General features: G+C 39.9%; 14 protein-coding genes and 1 tRNA gene. 7 read left to right on the top strand and 8 right to left on the bottom strand.

All coding sequences use genetic code 11. The features are described from left to right. Window positions 1-12 precede the first annotated feature (12 nt). Window positions 13-1,665 (bottom strand): nucleoside kinase, encoded by a 1,653-nt coding sequence (locus HO345_RS07900; RefSeq protein ID WP_253682391.1) that lies wholly within the window; start codon window positions 1,663-1,665, stop codon window positions 13-15. Between the two features lie 133 nt (window positions 1,666-1,798). Here HO345_RS07900 and HO345_RS07895 point away from each other — a divergent pair, with 133 nt between their 5' ends. Then, window positions 1,799-2,548, top strand: coding sequence for an FKBP-type peptidyl-prolyl cis-trans isomerase (locus HO345_RS07895; protein ID WP_253682389.1), 750 nt, complete (start codon window positions 1,799-1,801; stop codon window positions 2,546-2,548). A 45-nt stretch (window positions 2,549-2,593) separates the two neighbouring features. Here the strand turns inward: HO345_RS07895 and mazG are convergent, their stop codons facing one another. Continuing rightward, window positions 2,594-3,439 (bottom strand): nucleoside triphosphate pyrophosphohydrolase, encoded by an 846-nt coding sequence (mazG, locus tag HO345_RS07890; RefSeq protein ID WP_010696621.1) that lies wholly within the window; start codon window positions 3,437-3,439, stop codon window positions 2,594-2,596. 216 nt (window positions 3,440-3,655) lie between these two features. Between mazG and HO345_RS07885 the strand changes: the two genes are divergently transcribed. From HO345_RS07885 to metG, 6 genes are all read left to right on the top strand, one after another. Then, on the top strand, window positions 3,656-5,503 hold the full coding sequence (locus HO345_RS07885) for an ABC transporter ATP-binding protein (protein ID WP_253682387.1): 1,848 nt from the start codon (window positions 3,656-3,658) through the stop codon (window positions 5,501-5,503). Next, a complete protein-coding gene (locus tag HO345_RS07880) occupies window positions 5,503-7,377 on the top strand; it encodes an ABC transporter ATP-binding protein (RefSeq protein ID WP_253682385.1) in 1,875 nt (624 codons plus the stop codon). Before HO345_RS07885 ends, HO345_RS07880 begins: the two co-directional genes overlap by 1 nt. 46 nt (window positions 7,378-7,423) lie before the next feature. Further along, a complete protein-coding gene (locus HO345_RS07875; protein WP_002677537.1) occupies window positions 7,424-7,756 on the top strand; it encodes a type II toxin-antitoxin system RelE/ParE family toxin in 333 nt (110 codons plus the stop codon). Window positions 7,757-7,758: 2 nt separating this feature from the next. Then, window positions 7,759-8,058 (top strand): helix-turn-helix domain-containing protein, encoded by a 300-nt coding sequence (locus HO345_RS07870; RefSeq protein WP_002693248.1) that lies wholly within the window; start codon window positions 7,759-7,761, stop codon window positions 8,056-8,058. Window positions 8,059-8,127: 69 nt separating this feature from the next. Beyond that, window positions 8,128-8,216: transfer RNA gene (locus tag HO345_RS07865), tRNA-Sec, on the top strand. 76 nt (window positions 8,217-8,292) lie between these two features. Then, the gene (metG, locus tag HO345_RS07860) at window positions 8,293-10,668 is read left to right on the top strand and encodes a methionine--tRNA ligase (RefSeq protein WP_253682384.1); all 2,376 of its coding nucleotides are present in this window, start codon (window positions 8,293-8,295) and stop codon (window positions 10,666-10,668) included. 95 nt (window positions 10,669-10,763) lie between these two features. Here metG and HO345_RS07855 read toward each other — a convergent pair whose 3' ends face one another. The 6 genes from HO345_RS07855 to HO345_RS07830 form a co-directional block, all read right to left on the bottom strand. Then, on the bottom strand, window positions 10,764-10,973 hold the full coding sequence (locus tag HO345_RS07855) for a hypothetical protein (protein WP_253682382.1): 210 nt from the start codon (window positions 10,971-10,973) through the stop codon (window positions 10,764-10,766). After that, window positions 10,973-12,130, bottom strand: a complete 1,158-nt coding sequence (locus HO345_RS07850) for an ABC transporter ATP-binding protein (protein ID WP_253682381.1) — start codon at window positions 12,128-12,130, stop codon at window positions 10,973-10,975. Before HO345_RS07850 ends, HO345_RS07855 begins: the two co-directional genes overlap by 1 nt. Beyond that, a complete protein-coding gene (locus HO345_RS07845) occupies window positions 12,123-13,115 on the bottom strand; it encodes an ABC transporter ATP-binding protein (protein WP_253682379.1) in 993 nt (330 codons plus the stop codon). The genes HO345_RS07850 and HO345_RS07845 overlap by 8 nt, the downstream gene beginning before the upstream one ends. After that, complete coding sequence (locus HO345_RS07840; RefSeq protein ID WP_002677544.1) at window positions 13,112-14,128, bottom strand: ABC transporter permease; 1,017 nt, start codon at window positions 14,126-14,128, stop codon at window positions 13,112-13,114. Before HO345_RS07840 ends, HO345_RS07845 begins: the two co-directional genes overlap by 4 nt. Further along, on the bottom strand, window positions 14,129-15,154 hold the full coding sequence (locus tag HO345_RS07835) for an ABC transporter permease (protein WP_010696638.1): 1,026 nt from the start codon (window positions 15,152-15,154) through the stop codon (window positions 14,129-14,131). A gap of 87 nt (window positions 15,155-15,241) precedes the next feature. Further along, entirely contained in the window at window positions 15,242-17,020 is a 1,779-nt protein-coding gene (locus HO345_RS07830) for an ABC transporter substrate-binding protein (protein ID WP_010696640.1), read from the bottom strand. Window positions 17,021-17,225 lie beyond the last annotated feature (205 nt).

Raw genomic sequence — 17,225 nt, 5'->3', positions numbered from 1 at the left:
ATTTAGCTGAGTTTAGCTGTACGAGAAATCGCTGTCTCCGATAAATTCGCGCAATATGGATTGTCCGTGTACAAAACTGGCCGGAAGAGGTAAAAAGTTTCCTAAAAAGGTTAACAGTCTCGATGCTTCGTTGTATTCCTTTTGGTTCGGTTTTACCGCTTTTAAAAGAGGTTCTGCATAAACCTTTAAGACTGAAAGCTCATAGTCCAGGGCTGTGTTAAAGACCGCATCGGCATTTCCTTGGAAGGGGAAAATATATTTTGATTCTCCGCTTCTTACATCGCCCCACATTCCAATTGTTCTTGAAGCAGGGCTTCCTCTAAACTGGGCATCTCGGACTATACGTCTTATAAGTCTGTTATCCGATGTAGGAATACGGTTATGGTCATCCAAATTAAGCTGGGTTAGAGCCGAAAGGTAGACCTTAAATTTTAATGACTCGTCTATTTTTGCCGTAAGCTTATCGTTTAGAGCATGGATTCCTTCAAGTATAAAGATTGTGTTTTTTTCCGGAGTGAACATCTTGCCTTCAGGGCGGCGGCCGCTGACCTTAAAATCGTAGGAAGGCATTTCAACCGTTTCACCTTTAAATAGCCGGAGAAGGACATCGTTTAAAAGCTCAATGTCCAGAGCCTCAACACATTCAAAGTCGGGTCTTCCGTCTTCTTTTTTCGGTGTTTTGGCTATGCCGAGGTAAAAATCGTCAAGGCTTATAACCTTAGGTATGTACCCAAGAACTTTAAGCTGCATTGAAAGTTTTTTAGCCGAGGTTGTCTTTCCGGAACTTGAAGGGCCTGCTATGAGGATTACCCTTGCGGTTTTTTTAGCCGTTATTTTTTTTGCGATTTCGGCAAGTTTATTGTTTTGAAGTATCTCGGTAATTTCTACATAGTCTTTTATTTTTCTTGAGGTAATTAAGTCGTTTAACTGTCCGACAGAAGAAACACCGACCAGTTTTCCCCATTGTTTATATTCTTTATAAATTTCAAAAAGATGGGGGATGTCTTTAAATTCCGAAAGCTTTGTAGGAGATGATGTCCTTGGAAAACGGAGTAAAAAGCCGTCTTCATAGGGCATTACATCAAAGACTTTGACTTCACCTATTCTATCCATGAGGGGCTGAAAATATAGGTCTTCATAGCTGCCTAAACGGTTTATTAAAATTCGGGGTTTACTCGTGTAGTTTAAAAGTCTATGGGTCTCAGGCTGATTTGAGTGTTCGAATTTTTCCAAGGCTTCTTCGTAGGAAAGCCAACGGGTATCGATAGGCATGTCTTGCGCTACCATTTCATCCATTTTTGCTTTTATAGCCTTAAAGTCCACCTTACCTGAATTTTTTCCTTCAAGGGTGTAATAATAGCCGTAATCCAAGCTGTGTCCCATTAAGAGCCTTAAATCAGGGTAGAGCTCCTTTGCTGCAGCAGCTAAAATCAGACAGAGAGTCCTTCGGTAAAAATTAGAGCCTTCACGGTCGGCTAATGTTACCGGTTCTATATTGGATTGTACGTCGATGGTTTTGTTTAAGGGTACTACCAAATTGTTTACCTTTATGCCTACTATAGGAGCAGGGCAAGCAGGAAAATATTGTACCAGCTCACGTGCCGATACCGGATTAACAAATTCTTTTTGAGTTCCGTCAGGAAAAGTTATTTTAAATGAAGCCATAAGACTCTCCTCGAAATTAAATTACAGCTTTAATTATACCATATTTTTTATAAAAGTCCAGCTATTGACTGTTTTTTAAAAGACTGATATTCTTACGCCTTCTATATATTTTATATTTATAAGGATTTATTCTATGAAATTTATTAAAAATTTTACTCTTGTTTTATGTTGTGCCTGCTTGTTTTTTGCATTTACAGCCTGTAAGGACAAAAAAGCGGAAACTGAAGTTTCTTCCGAGAACAATGCAGCCGATGAAAAAGAAAAAAATTCGGTAACCGAGGAAGAGGTGGGCTATGCCTTCGGCGTTATCATCGCACAAAGTGCAAAGCAAGACGGTATAAAACTCAACCCTAAGCATATTTTAAAGGGCTATAATGCAGCAATGGCCAAAGACTTTAAGGAAACCGGTCTTTCTGATGCTCAGATGGTTTTAAATAAGGCCTTCCAAATGGCTCAAGAGGAAAAGGCTGCAAAGGCTCTTGAAGAAGCCAATGCCTTTTTGGAAAAAAACAAGGCTAAAGAGGGTGTTGTTGTTACCGAATCGGGTTTGCAGTATGAGGTTCTTTCTAAAGGTAAAGATGATATTCATCCTAATGAAGACGATGAGGTTGAAGTTAACTATATCGGAAAACTTATAGACGAAACTGTTTTTGACGATTCATATAAAAGCGGTTCCAGCGTAAAAATCCAATTATCAAGGGTGATTCCCGGCTGGAAAGAAGGCTTACAGTTGATGAGTGCCGGTGCAAAATTCAGACTTTATGTTCCGCCGGCATTGGCTTATGGAGAACAGGGAATTGCTCAGGGCGGTACGGTTATAATTCCCGGCAATGCTGTTTTGATCTTTGACATTGAGCTTGTCGGTATTTCAGCCAAAAACTAAAAAAAAAGAGTTTTGCATTTAAGCAAAACTCTTTTTTTATGCCCGCTAATTTTTAGCCTTTTCTTTAAGTTTTGCCTCATTCCAGAATTCTTCCATCTTTTCCCAATTTTCAGCTAAAAGCTCAAGGCCGTTTTTTTTCATTTCGGCCTCAACAAACCGGAACCGTCTTTCAAATTTTTTGTTTGCATGCATCAAAGCCATTTCGGGATCTATCTTTAAAAAACGGGCGGCATTGACAGCAACAAGGAATACATCTCCTATCTCGTCTTCCATAGCTGCTTCAGAGCCGGATTTAACGGCTTCGGCAAATTCGGCCGTTTCTTCTTCCATCTTTTTGATAAGGCCGCCGATTTCAGTCCATTCAAAACCTGCCTTTGCTGCCTTTTTTGAAATCTTTAAGGCCCTCAGCATCGGCGGAAAATTTTTAGGAATTGAATCCAAAATTGATTCGGCCTTAGGTCTTTCTATTTTTTCTTTTATGTTTTCCCATTGGTTTAAAACGGATTCCGGAGTCGAAGCCTTTTTATCGCTTTCAGGCCCTTCATAGCCTTCCGTTTCCCCGAAAACATGAGGATGCCTTCTTATCAGTTTTTCGGTAAGATTTTTCATAATATCGGCAGTTGAAAAAAGACCTTCTTGTTCGTACATATACGAAATCATAAGTACGTTTAAAAGAATATCGCCGAGTTCTTCTTTTACATGCTCGGCGTTTTGTCCGGTACTATGGTGTTCTTCTATTGCGTCAGCTGCCTCATAGGCTTCTTCCAAAAGGGACTTGCGCATACTCATAGGGGTTTGAGCTATATCCCATGGACAGCCTCCCGGCCCCCTTAATCTTTTAATTACATTAAAAAGAGCTTCAAAGCTCTCAATCAGTTGCGAATTTTCCATGTGTTGTATTATAGCAAAAAGCTTCGATAATTGACAATCGGGGGAACTAAGTTAAAGCATTTTAGGCCTTATTAAATATTATGTAGAGTGTCATATTTGTAAGAATTATTTAAAAAAATCTTCGCGAAGTTGAGCGTGTGCTCAACGCTTTGCATCCTCTGCGGTTAAATTATCTGCCTTTGACACTTCCCTTTATTTATGTTATCATCTTCCCTTATGGAAAAAGAGGAAAAAAAAGAAGAACCTATAAAATACGGCATTTTAAGCAATGTTTGGTTTATGCTTAAAACATCTTTTAGGACTTATAAGTCGGTGCCTGTTTTGATTTTACTGGAATCTCTTTTATATGTTGGAGATAATTTAATTTCGATATTTTTTGCGCCTGCGGTTTTGAGCCTTATTCAAAGCAATGCTCCCATTAAAAATCTTTTAATAACTATTTTTGCCTTTGCTTTTTCTTTAATGCTTTTACGCGGACTCCTCTCTTATCTGCGAACGAACCATCTATTCGGGCGGATTGGAGTTAGGAGTGAACTTATTTTTATGATAGGCAGTAAGGCGATGAACACTTCCTATAATAACTTGGATAATAAGGATTTTGAAGCAAAGAAAAATAAGGCGATGGATGTTACCGATGCTAACTGGGAATCAACCGAAGCTATTTGGACTACCTTGCAGGAACTTCTCCAATATCTTCTTTGCTTTATCATCTATCTTGTTATCCTTGCTTCCTTAAACCTTAATATAATTTTAATTACCCTTTTGACAACTTGTGTGAGCTTTTTTATCACCAACAGTGTAAGCTCTTGGATGTATAAGAGGCGTGATGAAGAAAATAAGCATGTAAATCATTTACGCTACATAACCCAAACAGGAAAAAATAAGCAGCTTGCAAAGGATATCCGCCTTTTCGGAATGGAGGCTTGGCTTAAAGAATTATATGAAAAGCATTTAAGGCTTTACAGCAATTTTCACCTCAAAGGAGAAAAGCGTTATTTTTTTGCCGACCTTGCAGACCTTGTTTTAACATTTTTGCGGAACGGTCTTATTTATTATTGGCTGATAAGTCTTGTCTTACAAAAAAATATAAGCGTTCCCCAATTTATTCTTTATTTTGCCGCAGCGGGAACTTTTACTCAATGGGTAAGCGGTATTTTAAATCGGTTTTCCGTTTTGCATAAGCAAAGTCTGGATATTTCACGCCTTAGAGAATTTTTTGAATTTAAAGAAGATTATCTATTTGAAAAAGGGGAAAAAGTTCCTCTACAAAAAGAAAACCTCATCGAGCTAAAAGATGTAAGCCTTTTATATTCGGAAGGCGGAACTCCTGTTTTGGATAGGTTCAATTTGACTTTGAAGCCCAAAGAAAAGCTTGCCATTGTCGGCTTAAACGGAGCAGGAAAAACAAGCCTTGTAAAATTGATTACCGGGCTTTATGATCCTACTCAAGGAGAGGTTTTGTTTAACGGAAAAAATATAAAAGAATTTAACCGAAGCGAATACTATAAGTGCTTTAGTGCGGTCTTTCAGGAGTTTTCTATTTTGCCTACCAGTATTGCTGTAAACATTGCACAAGCCCGCGAGGGTATTAACAAGGAGAGGATTGAAGAGGTGCTAAAGCTTTCGGGCCTTTACGATAAGGTTCAAACTCTTCCCCAAAAAGAAGAAACCCGTCTTTGTAAGGATATCTTCTTTGATGCCGTAGAATTTTCGGGCGGCGAAACTCAAAAGCTCTTACTTGCAAGGGCTCTTTACAATGACAGGCCCTTTTTAATATTGGATGAACCGACGGCAGCCTTGGACCCTATCGCTGAACATGAGCTTTATACTAAGTATAACGATTTATCGAAAGACAAAACTTCTATTTTTATTTCGCACAGGCTTGCTTCCACCCGCTTTTGTGACAGGATTATTTTTATAAAAGACGGAAAAATAATCGAAGAAGGCACTCATGATTCTCTTTTAAAAAAGGGCGGTGAGTACGCTCATCTTTTTGAAGTACAAAGCAAGTATTATAAGGAAGAACAGGATAAAGAATTGCCTGAAGGTTTAGGGGAAATCTGATGAGAACTGAAAAAGGATATAATCAAAAAAGACATAACAAGGGTTTGAATCGGCGGGCTTTTTTGCTTCTCTTTAAAAAGGCTCCTTTGTTTTTTATTTCCGTGTTTGGAGAAAAAGTTTTTACAAGCCTTTTGCCCTTTATAGGTATTTTCTTTTCGGCAAGGATTATAAACGAGCTTGTTTTAATTTATTCGGGGAAAGGAGATTTATCAAAAATCAAAACTTTGGTTTTACTCTCTCTTATTTTAACGGCTGTCTGCATGTTCGTTTCTTCCTTATTTAAAAGATGGGCAAACTATGAAGGTTGGAGCGTTGATTATAAACTGCAAGATATCTATGTTCAAAAATTTTTAAGCATGGACTTTCAAGATGTGGAATCCGCAAAAACAAATGAGATTTATACAAGGATGTGGCAAAATACAAATTACGGAGGCTGGGGCTTGGAAAAAATCCTATGGATATATCCAAAGTGTTCTACTCATCTTACCTCCGTTATTACTTCGCTCGCCTTGAGTATAAGCCTTTTTAGCTTTAAGGTTCAAAGTCCTGAATTGGCCTTTTTAAACAATCCTTTGTTTATCTTTGTAATTCTTTTTAGTATTATACTTTTAATCCTCATTCCTGCAAAGCTTCAAACAATGTCCGATTCCTACTGGGCAATTGTTTCGGAGGATGCCACAGAAGGAAACAGGGTGTTTAGTTTTTTCTTTAGACTCTTTAACGAAAAAAACCGAGCAATGGATGTGCGTATGTACGGCCAGCAAAGACAGGGTAATATAATAAGAGCTTCCAGTAATATTTTTGTACCGGGCGGAAAGATGTCACAGTATGCAAAAAAGGAGATGGGCTTTTTTGCCTTTTTATCGGCCTTTATTTCTACCTCTCTTTTAATAATCATTTACGGCTTTGTGGGACTAAAGGCTTTAGGAGGAGCTTTCCCCGCCGGAAACCTCATGCAATATGCGGCAAGCATCACAGCCCTTTCTTCTGCCCTCACCGAAATATTTACGGTTGCAGGGGAGGCAAAAAACAATAGGGAATTTTTAAAGGATGTGTTTGACTTCTTGGATATAAAAAACGGAATGTGTATGAACAATGCTCCGGTCAATTATCAACCGCTTGATAAGCCTCTTATAGAATTTAAAAACGTTTCCTTTGCTTATCCCGATTCCGAAAAGACCGTTTTAAAGAATTTAAACCTTACTTTAAGGCAGGGCGAGCGGCTTGCCGTAGTCGGTAAAAACGGGAGCGGTAAGACTACATTTGTAAAACTCCTCTGCCGCCTCTATGACCCGGTAGAAGGCGAAATTCTTTTTAACGGAAAAAATATAAAAGAATATGACTATAAAGAATACCTAAATCTTTTTTCCGTAGTCTTTCAAGATTTTAAACTACTTGCTCTCCCCCTTGCCCAAAACATTTCGGGCGGAGAGGCTTACGATAAACTCAAGGTCTTGGAAGTTTTAAAAAATACCGGCCTCGATCTTTCTAAGTTTAAAAATGCGGAGGAAACTTATCTTTATAAAAACTTCGATGATGAAGGCGTAAACATTTCAGGCGGGGAGGGGCAAAAGATTGCAATAGCCCGAGCCCTTTATAAAGATGCTCCCCTCATAATCTTGGACGAACCTACCGCCGCCCTCGACCCCATTGCAGAAGCCGAAATCTATTCCAAATTCGACGGCCTTGTAAAAAACAAAACCTCCCTGTATATTTCGCACCGCCTTTCTTCCTGTAAGTTTTGTTCCCATATTTTGGTCTTTGACGAAGGCTGCATAGTTCAAGAAGGCAGCCACGAAGAACTTTTAGCGGAAGACGGCCTTTACAGTAAATTGTGGAACGCCCAAGCACAGTATTATCAAGAGGAATCTTGACAATATTCACTTAAGTGAATATAATTAAATTATGTGGGAAGTAGGTATGTCTCCGGAATATGAAACTTGGTTTGATACTTTGGATGATGAAAGTAAAGAAGCTGTGTTGGAAAGAGTAATTCTGTTGAGAGAATTTGGACCGAATCTACCGCGTCCCTATTCTGATACTTTACATGGATCAAAAAAATACAAAAATCTTAAAGAATTACGAAATAAGACGGAAGCTCATATTTTAAGAGTAGCTTATTATTTTGATAAAAAAAGAAATGCTTATCTTCTTATGGGAGGAGATAAAAAAGGAAAAAATCAAAATAAATTTTATAAGGATTTAATTGCGGAATCCGAAAAAATTATTGAAACACATGAGAGGGAAATTTGAAAATGAAAGATGCTATTAAAATAATGGAAAGTAAAATGAATCCTGAATCAGTAAAAAGAGCTTATATAAAAGCTGAACAAGATATTATGGCAATAAGACTTGCGCAGCTTCGAGAAGGGCAAAATATAAAACAATCCGAGATGGCTAATTTTTCTCAATCTTCGGTATCAAAAATTGAAAAAAGAAAAGATTTGAAGATTTCTACATTAATCGATTATTTAGATTCCCTTGGAATGGGGCTGGAAATTATAACCTATCCAAAATATTCGGATGCAGAAGGTACCGTTTTACTGAGAATTTAGTATAAGTGCGGTTTATTATAATCAAAACCACCCCTAGACAAAAGCTCCGATTTTGTGTATAGTCCTTGCGGAAGCAGATGGGGTCTGGTGGCTCCCGCGGTCTTCAAAACCGTAGGTTGCATAATTCGCAATGGCAGGTTCGATTCCTGCCTCTTCCGTTTTTCCGCAGACTAACTAACCGCAAGCTAATGCGGGTAGTTGATTTTTTTTTGATAATAATCCATAATCATTTCCATGAAACGAAAATTAGTAACCTCGGCTTTGCCCTATGTAAATAACTTTCCCCATTTGGGAAATTTAATTCAAGTATTATCCGCTGATGTATTTGCGCGCTTTTGCCGCTTAAAAGAATATGAAACCCTTTATATTTGCGGCACCGACGAATACGGTACCGCTACCGAAACAAAGGCTCTCGAAGAAAATAAGACACCTCAAGATCTATGTGCCTTTTATCATGCAATTCATGCTGAAATATACAATTGGTTTAATATTGCTTTCGACTATTTTGGAAGAACTTCTACACCGCAGCAGACCGAAATAACTCAGGGTATTTTTAATGACCTCGATAAAAACGGTTATATTACCGAGCACACTATAGAACAGCTTTACTGCCCATCCTGTAAGCGCTTTTTGGCCGACCGCTATGTATTGGGTACCTGTCCTTCATGTTCCTATGACGGAGCAAGGGGCGACCAGTGCGAGCATTGCGGAAAACTTTTAGATCCTACCGATTTAAAAGAACCCCGTTGTTCCTCTTGCGGGGCATCTCCCGAAGTTCGCTCTACAACCCATCTTTATATAAACCTTCCCAAAATCGTACCGGAATACGAAAACTGGATGCCTAAAACGGCAGAGGTGGGAAGGTGGTCAAACAATGCCCTTCAAATGTCAAAAAGCTGGCTTAGGGACGGCCTTCAAGAAAGGGCTATAACAAGGGACCTTAAATGGGGAATCCCCGTGCCCAAAGAAGGCTTTGAAGACAAGGTTTTTTATGTATGGTTTGACGCTCCAATCGGCTATATTTCGATAACAAAGTGCTGGGCAGACCTTGCCGGAAAGGATTGGAAGGCATGGTGGCTTGATCAAAATGATGTAGAGCTTTTTCAGTTTATCGGAAAAGATAATATTCCCTTCCATACGGTAATCTTCCCCTGTTCTCTCATAGGTTCCGGAAAAAACTGGACAAAACTCTTTCACATGTCCGGCACCGAGTACCTTAATTACGAGAACGGAAAATTCTCAAAGTCGAAAGGAGTGGGCGTTTTCGGGAATGATGCCAAAGAATCCGGTATCCCTGCCGATATGTGGAGGTTCTACATCTTTTATAACCGCCCCGAAAAGAACGACACCCAGTTTACATGGAAGGATTTTCAGGAGAGGGTCAACAGCGAGCTTATCGGAAACCTCTGCAATCTTGTAAACAGGACTGCCACTTTTGTTCACCGCTATTATGAGGGTAAAATACCTCAAGTTGACGGAGCAAAATCCGGTCGGGAGGATATAAAGAGCATGGTAAAATCTTTAAGGGAGGCCGCCTCTGCGAGCTTCAAAAAAATAACGGAGCTTTCCGACTGGGCCGAGCTTAGGGATTCCTTCCATGAAGCCTTTGCCCTCTCCTCAGTTGCAAACAAGGCCTTTCAAGATGGAGAGCCTTGGAAGAGGCGCGAAACCGATCCTGAATATGCCGAAGCCCTTATGGCTGAGCTTTGCTATCTTATAAAGGATATTTTAATTTTAATTCATCCTTACATGCCCCAATACGCCGATCAGGCCGCAGGCTTTTTCGGACAAAAGATTTGGTCGGGAAATATCTTTGACGGTAAGGCCCCTCAATTTAATAAACCGGAAGGTTCATTCCTTTCATGGAAAAATTTAGGTGAAAGGGAAGGGCTTAAAACGGTAGAAAACCCCGTAATCATCTTTAAGACCCTCGACAACAAGGTCATTGATGCCTATCGCGAACGCTATTCGGGAAGTCAAAAGGACAGAAAAAAATCGGGAGAGTCTTGTGCAGCTTGTAAGGACGGCGGTTCTTCAAAGTCCGATGCTTCTTCTGCAAAGCCGGAAGCTAAACTCCCTCCGGCCGAGCTTTTTTCAAAAAAGATTGCCTTAAAAACCGCCAAGATTATATCTGTCGAAAGGCATCCCGATGCCGATAAGCTCTATATCGAAAAGCTTGATGACGGCTCCGGCGAAGAAAGAACAATCCTTTCAGGTCTTGTACCCTTTTTGAAAGAAGACGAAATATTGGGAAAAACCGTCATAATTGCAGACAACCTAAAACCTCGGAAAATGCGCGGCATCGAATCGAAGGGTATGCTTTTGGCGGCAAGCTGGTACGATGAGGAAGAAAAAGAACATGTCGAGCTTCTTCAAGCCCCGTGGGCCGCTCCCGGAACGCCCGTAATCCTTGAAGGCGATGCCGATCCTTCCGACCATGAGGCCGTAAAAGCTTTTTACGCACAAAAACCGGCAGCGATAGACGCAGATACCTTCTTTGCCGCTCCCATATTGATAGACGATTATATTCCTAAAATTGAGGGCAAAAAGCTCTTGGCTGCCGGAAAAGAAATGAAGCTTGAAAAGGTAAAAACCGGAGAAGCGGGCTAGGCCGCTCTTTCAATAGTAAATTTGATTATTTTGTATAAAGTTCGGATGAGAAAAAAGGGATGCTCCTTAAAGGAACATCCCTTTTGTTTAAGTGTCTAGCCGAAGACGAACATTGATATCAGATAATAGGCTAATACAATTATAGCTGCGATAGGCAGCAAGGTTGTAAGGGCTGCTATTATCAAGGCAGGCACATCTCCTTTTTCAAGGTTTGCTTCTTCCCGCAGATGATTCAATTCTTCCTTTTCTTCCATAGCTTGACGCCTTTTTGACTTTAAACTATGCTCATGGTCTCTAAAAAACATTACAGCTCCGCTCCGCTAAAGTGGCAGGCAACAAAATGTCCCGGTTTTTCTTCCTTAAATTGAGGAACTTCGCGTTTGCATATATCCTTTGCAATGGGGCATCTTGTATGAAATTTACAGCCTGTGGGCGTGATGATGTTGGACGGAATGTCTCCTTCCAATAAGATTCGCCTCTTTGTTCTCATCTTCTGTAAGTCCGTTTCAGGAATGGCTGAAAGAAGGACTTTTGTATAAGGATGAAGAGGATTGGCATACATTTCGCGTTTATCGGTAAATTCGACCATATTTCCCAAATACATAACACCGATTCTATCGCTTATGTGCTTTACAACCGAAAGGTCATGCGAAATAAACAAATAGGATAGGTGGAATTCTTTTTGTAAGTCATTGAGGAGGTTTATGATCTGGGACTGAATCGATACGTCCAAGGCTGAAACGGCTTCATCGCATACTATGAATTTGGGTTTTAATGCGAGGGCACGTGCTATACCTATGCGCTGCCTTTGACCGCCTGAAAATTCATGAGGATATCTGTAAATCATATAGTCTGCCAAGCCGCAAGTGTTCATTATCTCCTTTACATACTTTTCATACTCGGGGTCTTTTTTATTGAACATTCCATGTTCAAGCAAGGCCTCGCCTATGATTTGTCCTACAGTCATCTTAGGATTAAGAGAGGAGTAGGGGTCTTGGAAGATAATCTGCATCTTTTTTCTTAAGGGCATCATCTGAGGTACAGTGTAATTCGTTATGTTTTCACCTTCAAAAAAGATTTCGCCTGCTGTGGGCTTATAAAGTTTTAGGATTGTGCGTCCTAAGGTTGACTTTCCGCAGCCGGATTCTCCTACAAGGCCTACGGTTTCTCCTTCATGGATAACGAGGTCGATACCGTCGTTGGCGATTACGCACAAGTTTTGACCATGCATGGCAGAATAGGTTTCATAGTCCAAAATTAGGTCGGTCAGCTCCTTGCCGAGGTCCTTACCGCTTTTATGCATATCAATAAGCTGATTTATGCCGGCTTCGGCATTGAATGTTTTTTTGTAAAGATCTATTGCTTCGTTTGCTGTTCTTTTGAGGTTCTTTCTCTCATTCCGCGTTTTGCCGGTAGGAAAATACTGTTTAAGACCCCGAGTTTCCAACAATATATTACTCATGTCTACCTCCTGATTTCGGATAAAAGCATCTGATTAAGTGTCCTTCTTCTACTTCAACCAATTCGGGCTTTTCGTTTCGGCATTTGTCGGTTGCATACTCGCACCTTGTCGAAAATCTACAGCCCTTGGGAAGTTTAAGAGGATGAGGTACACTTCCTTGAATTTGAGCGAGATATTCTACTTCTTCATCCAAGAGAGGGATTGATTCAAGCAAGCCTTCCTTATAAGGATGAGAAAATTGAGTCTGGCGGTCAAAGATAACATCTACGGGAGCTCTTTCAACGATTTCTCCCGTGTACATTACGGCAACGTCATCGGCCAATTCTGCAATGGCGCCCAAGTCGTGGGTGATAAACATGATTGCCGTGTTGTGCTTTTTCTTTAAATCGTTCATCAACTTAAAGATTTGTGCCTGTATTGTAACGTCAAGGGCTGTTGTAGGCTCATCGGCTATCAAAAGACGGGGCTCGCAAGCCAAGGCCATCGCTATCATTACACGCTGCCTCATTCCTCCCGAAAGCTGGAAGGGGTAGTTATAAACTACGTTCTCCGGATTGGGGATTTTTACTTCCCGCAAAAGGTCGATAGCGGCAGCCCATGCTTCTTTTTTTGACATGTGCTGATGAAGAATTAAAGGCTCGCTCAGCTGTCTTCCTACCCTGTGAACGGGGTTAAGAGAGGTCATAGGCTCTTGGAATATCATTGATATATCGTTACCCCTGATCTTTCTTATTTCATGTTTGTCTAAGTTTACAAGGTTTACTCCGCCGAAATTTATTTCTCCTTGAACAATTCTACCCGGATATTCAAGAAGGTTGAGAATACTAAAGGCTGTAATGGACTTACCTGAGCCTGATTCTCCTACTATTCCCAAAGTTTTACCGGCTTCGATTGTAAAATCTACACCTTGGACGGCTTTTACCGTACCCTTGTTCGTAAAAAAGTATGTATGTAAATTTTTAACTTCAAGTAGAGGATTTTTCATACAGCCGCCTCCTTTGCTGCTTGCTTAGCCTGTTTTGCAAGGATTTTTTCTTCTTTTCGCCTTGCCCTTGCTTCTTTTCTTTGTTTTTTGGTGGTATATTCGGCTTTCGGATCGATAGAATCCCTAAGCCCTTCACCGATGAGGTTTATACTCATTATAAATAAAAAGAGCATTGTTCCGGGAAATACCCAAATCCACCAAAAGGTTCTAAGGCTGGTGCTGTTTTCGGCCGCCTTCGATAAAAGAGCTCCCCATGTCGGGATAGGTTCCGTTACTGATAGGTTTAAGAATGATAAAAATGCTTCATTCAAAATTGAGTATGCAAAAGTGAGGGTTGCAGATACTACAACGGTAGGCAACACATTGGGTACCAGATGGCGTAAAATTTGGTTCCGTCTTTTTATACCCAAAGCCCTTGTAGCTACAATAAATTCCTGTTCTCTTAAACCCAAGATTTGTCCCCTTATCAATCGGGCTAAACCTGTCCAGCTTAAAAATCCTAGGATTATAACTATTACATAGAGCCTAAATTCAGGCGCTTCTTCCCTAAATATAGCAGAAATTGTATAGGCAATCGCTAAGAAGGGGAATGAGGAAAGTATTTCAATAATCCTCATAATGATATTATCCACCATTCCGCTGAAGAAACCAGCAATTGCACCCATAGTTAAGCCTATGGTTATTGCCATAAATGTAGATAAAAAGCCTACCTGTAAAGAAATCCAACCTCCTTCGAGAACCCTCATAAAGGTGTCCCGTCCGTATTTGTCCGTTCCGAAGGGGTGTGCCCAAGAAGGCGGATTATTTCTTATTGTAGGATCGGTTTTTGCAAAATCATAGCCTGTGAATTTGGTATAGAAATGAGTTACTACAACAAGGAGGACTATTGTAACAAACATATAAAAGCCTATCATAGCCAGTCTGTTATTTTTGAATTTAATTCTTATCTGCTGTGTAGGGGATAGAATAACTTCGTCTTTTTCACTGAAATTTTTGTCTTCTTCTTTAGCCATTTAAACCTTTCCTTCCCGAATTCTCGGATCTACGACCATATATCCTACATCTATAAAGATGTTTCCCAACAATGTAAGAAAGCCAAAAAACAAAAGTACTGTCTGTAAGACCGCCCTGTCTTTAAAACTATATGAATAATTCATCAATAATCCCATTCCCGGATAAGCAAATATTTTCTCTACTATTATGGAACCGCCGAATAGAGCCGGTATTGATAAACCGATGAGGGTAACAACCGGTATTAAAGCGTTTTGGAAGGCGTGGCGGTATATAACTACCTTTTCTGCAAGACCTTTTGCCCTTGCCGTTCTTATATAATCGGATTTTAAGATGTCTATCATAGCGGACCTTATATACCTGATTAGGCCTACAAGAGAGGTAAGAACAACTACCGTAACCGGTAATATGATATAATGCCAGCTGGGCAGGATTCCTCTCGGATCCGACATTCCGGAAAACGGCAGAATTTTCATAAAGATAACAAATATCATTATTAAAAGTAATGCCAAGAAAAACGAAGGCAGTGATATTCCTATTATTGTCAAAACCGTTACGGTTTTATCAAAAAGGCTGTTCTTTTTTACCGCTGCCGTAATTCCCAAAGGAATTGAAATTAAAAAGGCTAAAAGGAAGCCCCAAATATTTATTTTAAAAGACCGTTTTATATATGTCCCTATAAACTCGTTTACGGGTTTATTGTATTTTATCGAATACCCGAATTCTCCTCGAAAAGTATCGCCCATCCATAAAAAATATCTTTCTACAGGGCCCTTATCGTATCCTAAAAATTTTCTCATATTTTCAATATATAGGGCTCTTTCTTCCGGCGTCATAGCCTTGGTCTTTTCTGGATCAAGCATTGCCAGTATCGGGTCTCCCGGCATCATGTTAATAAGTATATATATAGCAACCGACATGATTATTAATACCGGAATTATTGATACTAAACGTTTGAAAATATACCGAATATATGGAAAAAGGATTTCAAACAGCGATTTTGAACCGCTGACATTATTATCTGCCATAAAATCTCCTTTAGGTAAAAAATAAGACCTCCGCTTAAATTAAACAAGAGGTCTTATGATTGAGTTAAACAATCAGTAATGGACTAATTATTTTTTCCAATTTGCTTCAGGTAAAGCTCTTGCCCAGTTCCACAAAGCTGTGGTATGGAAGTTTTCCAATTTATCTGTAAAGAGGTCAAAATAATTATTTGAGTAAACAGGGATAACGGGAACTTCTTTATTTATAACGGTTACGAATTTTCTCCAGTTTTTCCTGTATTCTTCTCTTCCGGTTACGGGATGAACATTTTCGATGTCGTCAAGCAACTGGTCCCATTCTGCAGGAGTGTATGAAGAACCTCCTGTGAACATTACGTTGTTGCTAGAGGGCTGTCCCCAAGGCATAATAAGATTTGTTGCATAGTCGGCTTTGGGATTGGCTTTAAGTACATAACCTACACCGCCTACAAAAGCATGATAAGTTCTTTCTTCTTTTGTGTCTCCTGTCCAATGGCTGTACATTACGGGCCAATCAAGACCTGTTAAACTAATCTTAAAGCCGAGCTTTGAAACATAAGTATCATTAAATATGAGGTTATATGTATCGGACCAGAAAGGCGTGTAAGTAATCTTGATTTCAAGGGGTTTTCCTTCCCAAAGATAACCTGATTTTGCATTACCTGTAAGTTTTGCATAATCTCCGTCTGTTCTTGCAGCTGCTTTATCAAGGAGTTCTTGAGCTTTTGCAATATTTGCAGCTTCATCGAATTTTCCGTCTTTATCCAAGATATCATAGCTTGTTAAGGTACTTTCGAATTTACCTACGGCAGCAGTACCGATAAGGTTTTCTTCATCATCATCCCACAAGGGCCAGTCGTTTTTGGAGTAGGGACCGTTAGAAGAAATACCGTATTGACCTAAGAAAAGCTCGATGATTTTCGGTCTGTTAAGAACATAGGCAAAGGCCTGGCGTACTTCCGTAAGGGAAGTGGGGCCGAAGTTACAGTGGAGGGCGATTGTTCCTCCTCCGTGTCTGTAGTAATTGGTATAAGCAAAACCGGGCTTATCTTTAACGGGATCGATTTTTTCGGCTTGACCTTGACCTGTCAGCATGTCTACTTCACCCTGAAGGAGCTGGTCAAGTTCTGTTTCGCTGGGAACAACTTTAACGATTACCTCTTTGATGGCAGGTACTTTGCCGAGATAATCTTTGTAAGCTTCCAACTTAACATATTCGCCTTCCTTGTACTCGGCCATCTTGTAGGGGCCGTAGCCGATTGGGTTTGAAATATGCTTTTTTACATACTGCTGTACTGTAAGACCTTCTTCCTTTGCACCCTTTGTGAAGGTTTCTTCGGGGAAGAGGTAATAAGTACTGAATACGGCTGTGTCAATGGTATAGCTGACTTTTTTAAGATGGAAAGTTACGGTATTTGCAGCTTCATCAATTTCAATACTTTCAACATAGTCGTTGAGTGTTGACGATCCTCCCGTATCGCTTAAAGCTTTTGTGTCCATGTAAAAGTCATAGGTAAACTTTACGTCCTTTGCAGTAAGGGCTTCGCCGTTGTGGAATTTTGCACCTTTTACAAGCTTAAATGTCCATGTTTTGAGGTCATCGCTTACCTTTTTTTCTGCAACGAGAAGCGAATCTTCAACTTGACCCTTGGCATTTTCGTTCATAAGACCGAATGCCCAAATCAACTTCCGGATATCGTTGTCATAGGTCGAATTTGTCCAGCCTGAGTAAAAGTCGCCGTTAAATTCGGCAGAAGCTACAACGAAGGGCCTTTCGTTTGTTTTAGTTGTTGCTGCACTGTTTCCTCCACATGCGATCAAGGAAAAAGCCAGCACCAGTGTTACAATCAGCACCACAATTTTTTTCATAGTGTCCTCCAAGTATTTTTGTCGGTAATATACATTACCAGGGGAAAGTATATCATAAAACAATAAATATGTAAAGATTAAGATAAAAAAATTATGATTTTTTGTGGAATATACCCTAATCTTGTTAATATCTTTTACGTAAAAAAAAAAGTTAATTCTCTTGAGCAAATACATTTCTTATGATAATATTTAAGCTGCGGGTTAG

This window comes from Treponema denticola (assembly GCF_024181645.1).
GTDB lineage: Bacteria > Spirochaetota > Spirochaetia > Treponematales > Treponemataceae > Treponema_B > Treponema_B denticola_A.
The sequence above is the reverse complement of the archived record's forward strand: the minus strand, read 5'-3'. Positions and strand labels throughout refer to the sequence as shown.

Bases quoted from the DNA above. Each gene is read 5' to 3' on its own strand.
- HO345_RS07900 (WP_253682391.1), bottom strand. From the start codon at position 1,665: ATGGCTTCATTTAAAATAACTTTTCCTGACGGAACTCAAAAAGAATTT.
- HO345_RS07895 (WP_253682389.1), top strand. From the start codon at position 1,799: ATGAAATTTATTAAAAATTTTACTCTTGTTTTATGTTGTGCCTGCTTG.
- mazG (WP_010696621.1), bottom strand. From the start codon at position 3,439: ATGGAAAATTCGCAACTGATTGAGAGCTTTGAAGCTCTTTTTAATGTA.
- HO345_RS07885 (WP_253682387.1), top strand. From the start codon at position 3,656: ATGGAAAAAGAGGAAAAAAAAGAAGAACCTATAAAATACGGCATTTTA.
- HO345_RS07880 (WP_253682385.1), top strand. From the start codon at position 5,503: ATGAGAACTGAAAAAGGATATAATCAAAAAAGACATAACAAGGGTTTG.
- HO345_RS07875 (WP_002677537.1), top strand. From the start codon at position 7,424: ATGTCTCCGGAATATGAAACTTGGTTTGATACTTTGGATGATGAAAGT.
- HO345_RS07870 (WP_002693248.1), top strand. From the start codon at position 7,759: ATGAAAGATGCTATTAAAATAATGGAAAGTAAAATGAATCCTGAATCA.
- metG (WP_253682384.1), top strand. From the start codon at position 8,293: ATGAAACGAAAATTAGTAACCTCGGCTTTGCCCTATGTAAATAACTTT.
- HO345_RS07855 (WP_253682382.1), bottom strand. From the start codon at position 10,973: ATGTTTTTTAGAGACCATGAGCATAGTTTAAAGTCAAAAAGGCGTCAA.
- HO345_RS07850 (WP_253682381.1), bottom strand. From the start codon at position 12,130: ATGAGTAATATATTGTTGGAAACTCGGGGTCTTAAACAGTATTTTCCT.
- HO345_RS07845 (WP_253682379.1), bottom strand. From the start codon at position 13,115: ATGAAAAATCCTCTACTTGAAGTTAAAAATTTACATACATACTTTTTT.
- HO345_RS07840 (WP_002677544.1), bottom strand. From the start codon at position 14,128: ATGGCTAAAGAAGAAGACAAAAATTTCAGTGAAAAAGACGAAGTTATT.
- HO345_RS07835 (WP_010696638.1), bottom strand. From the start codon at position 15,154: ATGGCAGATAATAATGTCAGCGGTTCAAAATCGCTGTTTGAAATCCTT.
- HO345_RS07830 (WP_010696640.1), bottom strand. From the start codon at position 17,020: ATGAAAAAAATTGTGGTGCTGATTGTAACACTGGTGCTGGCTTTTTCC.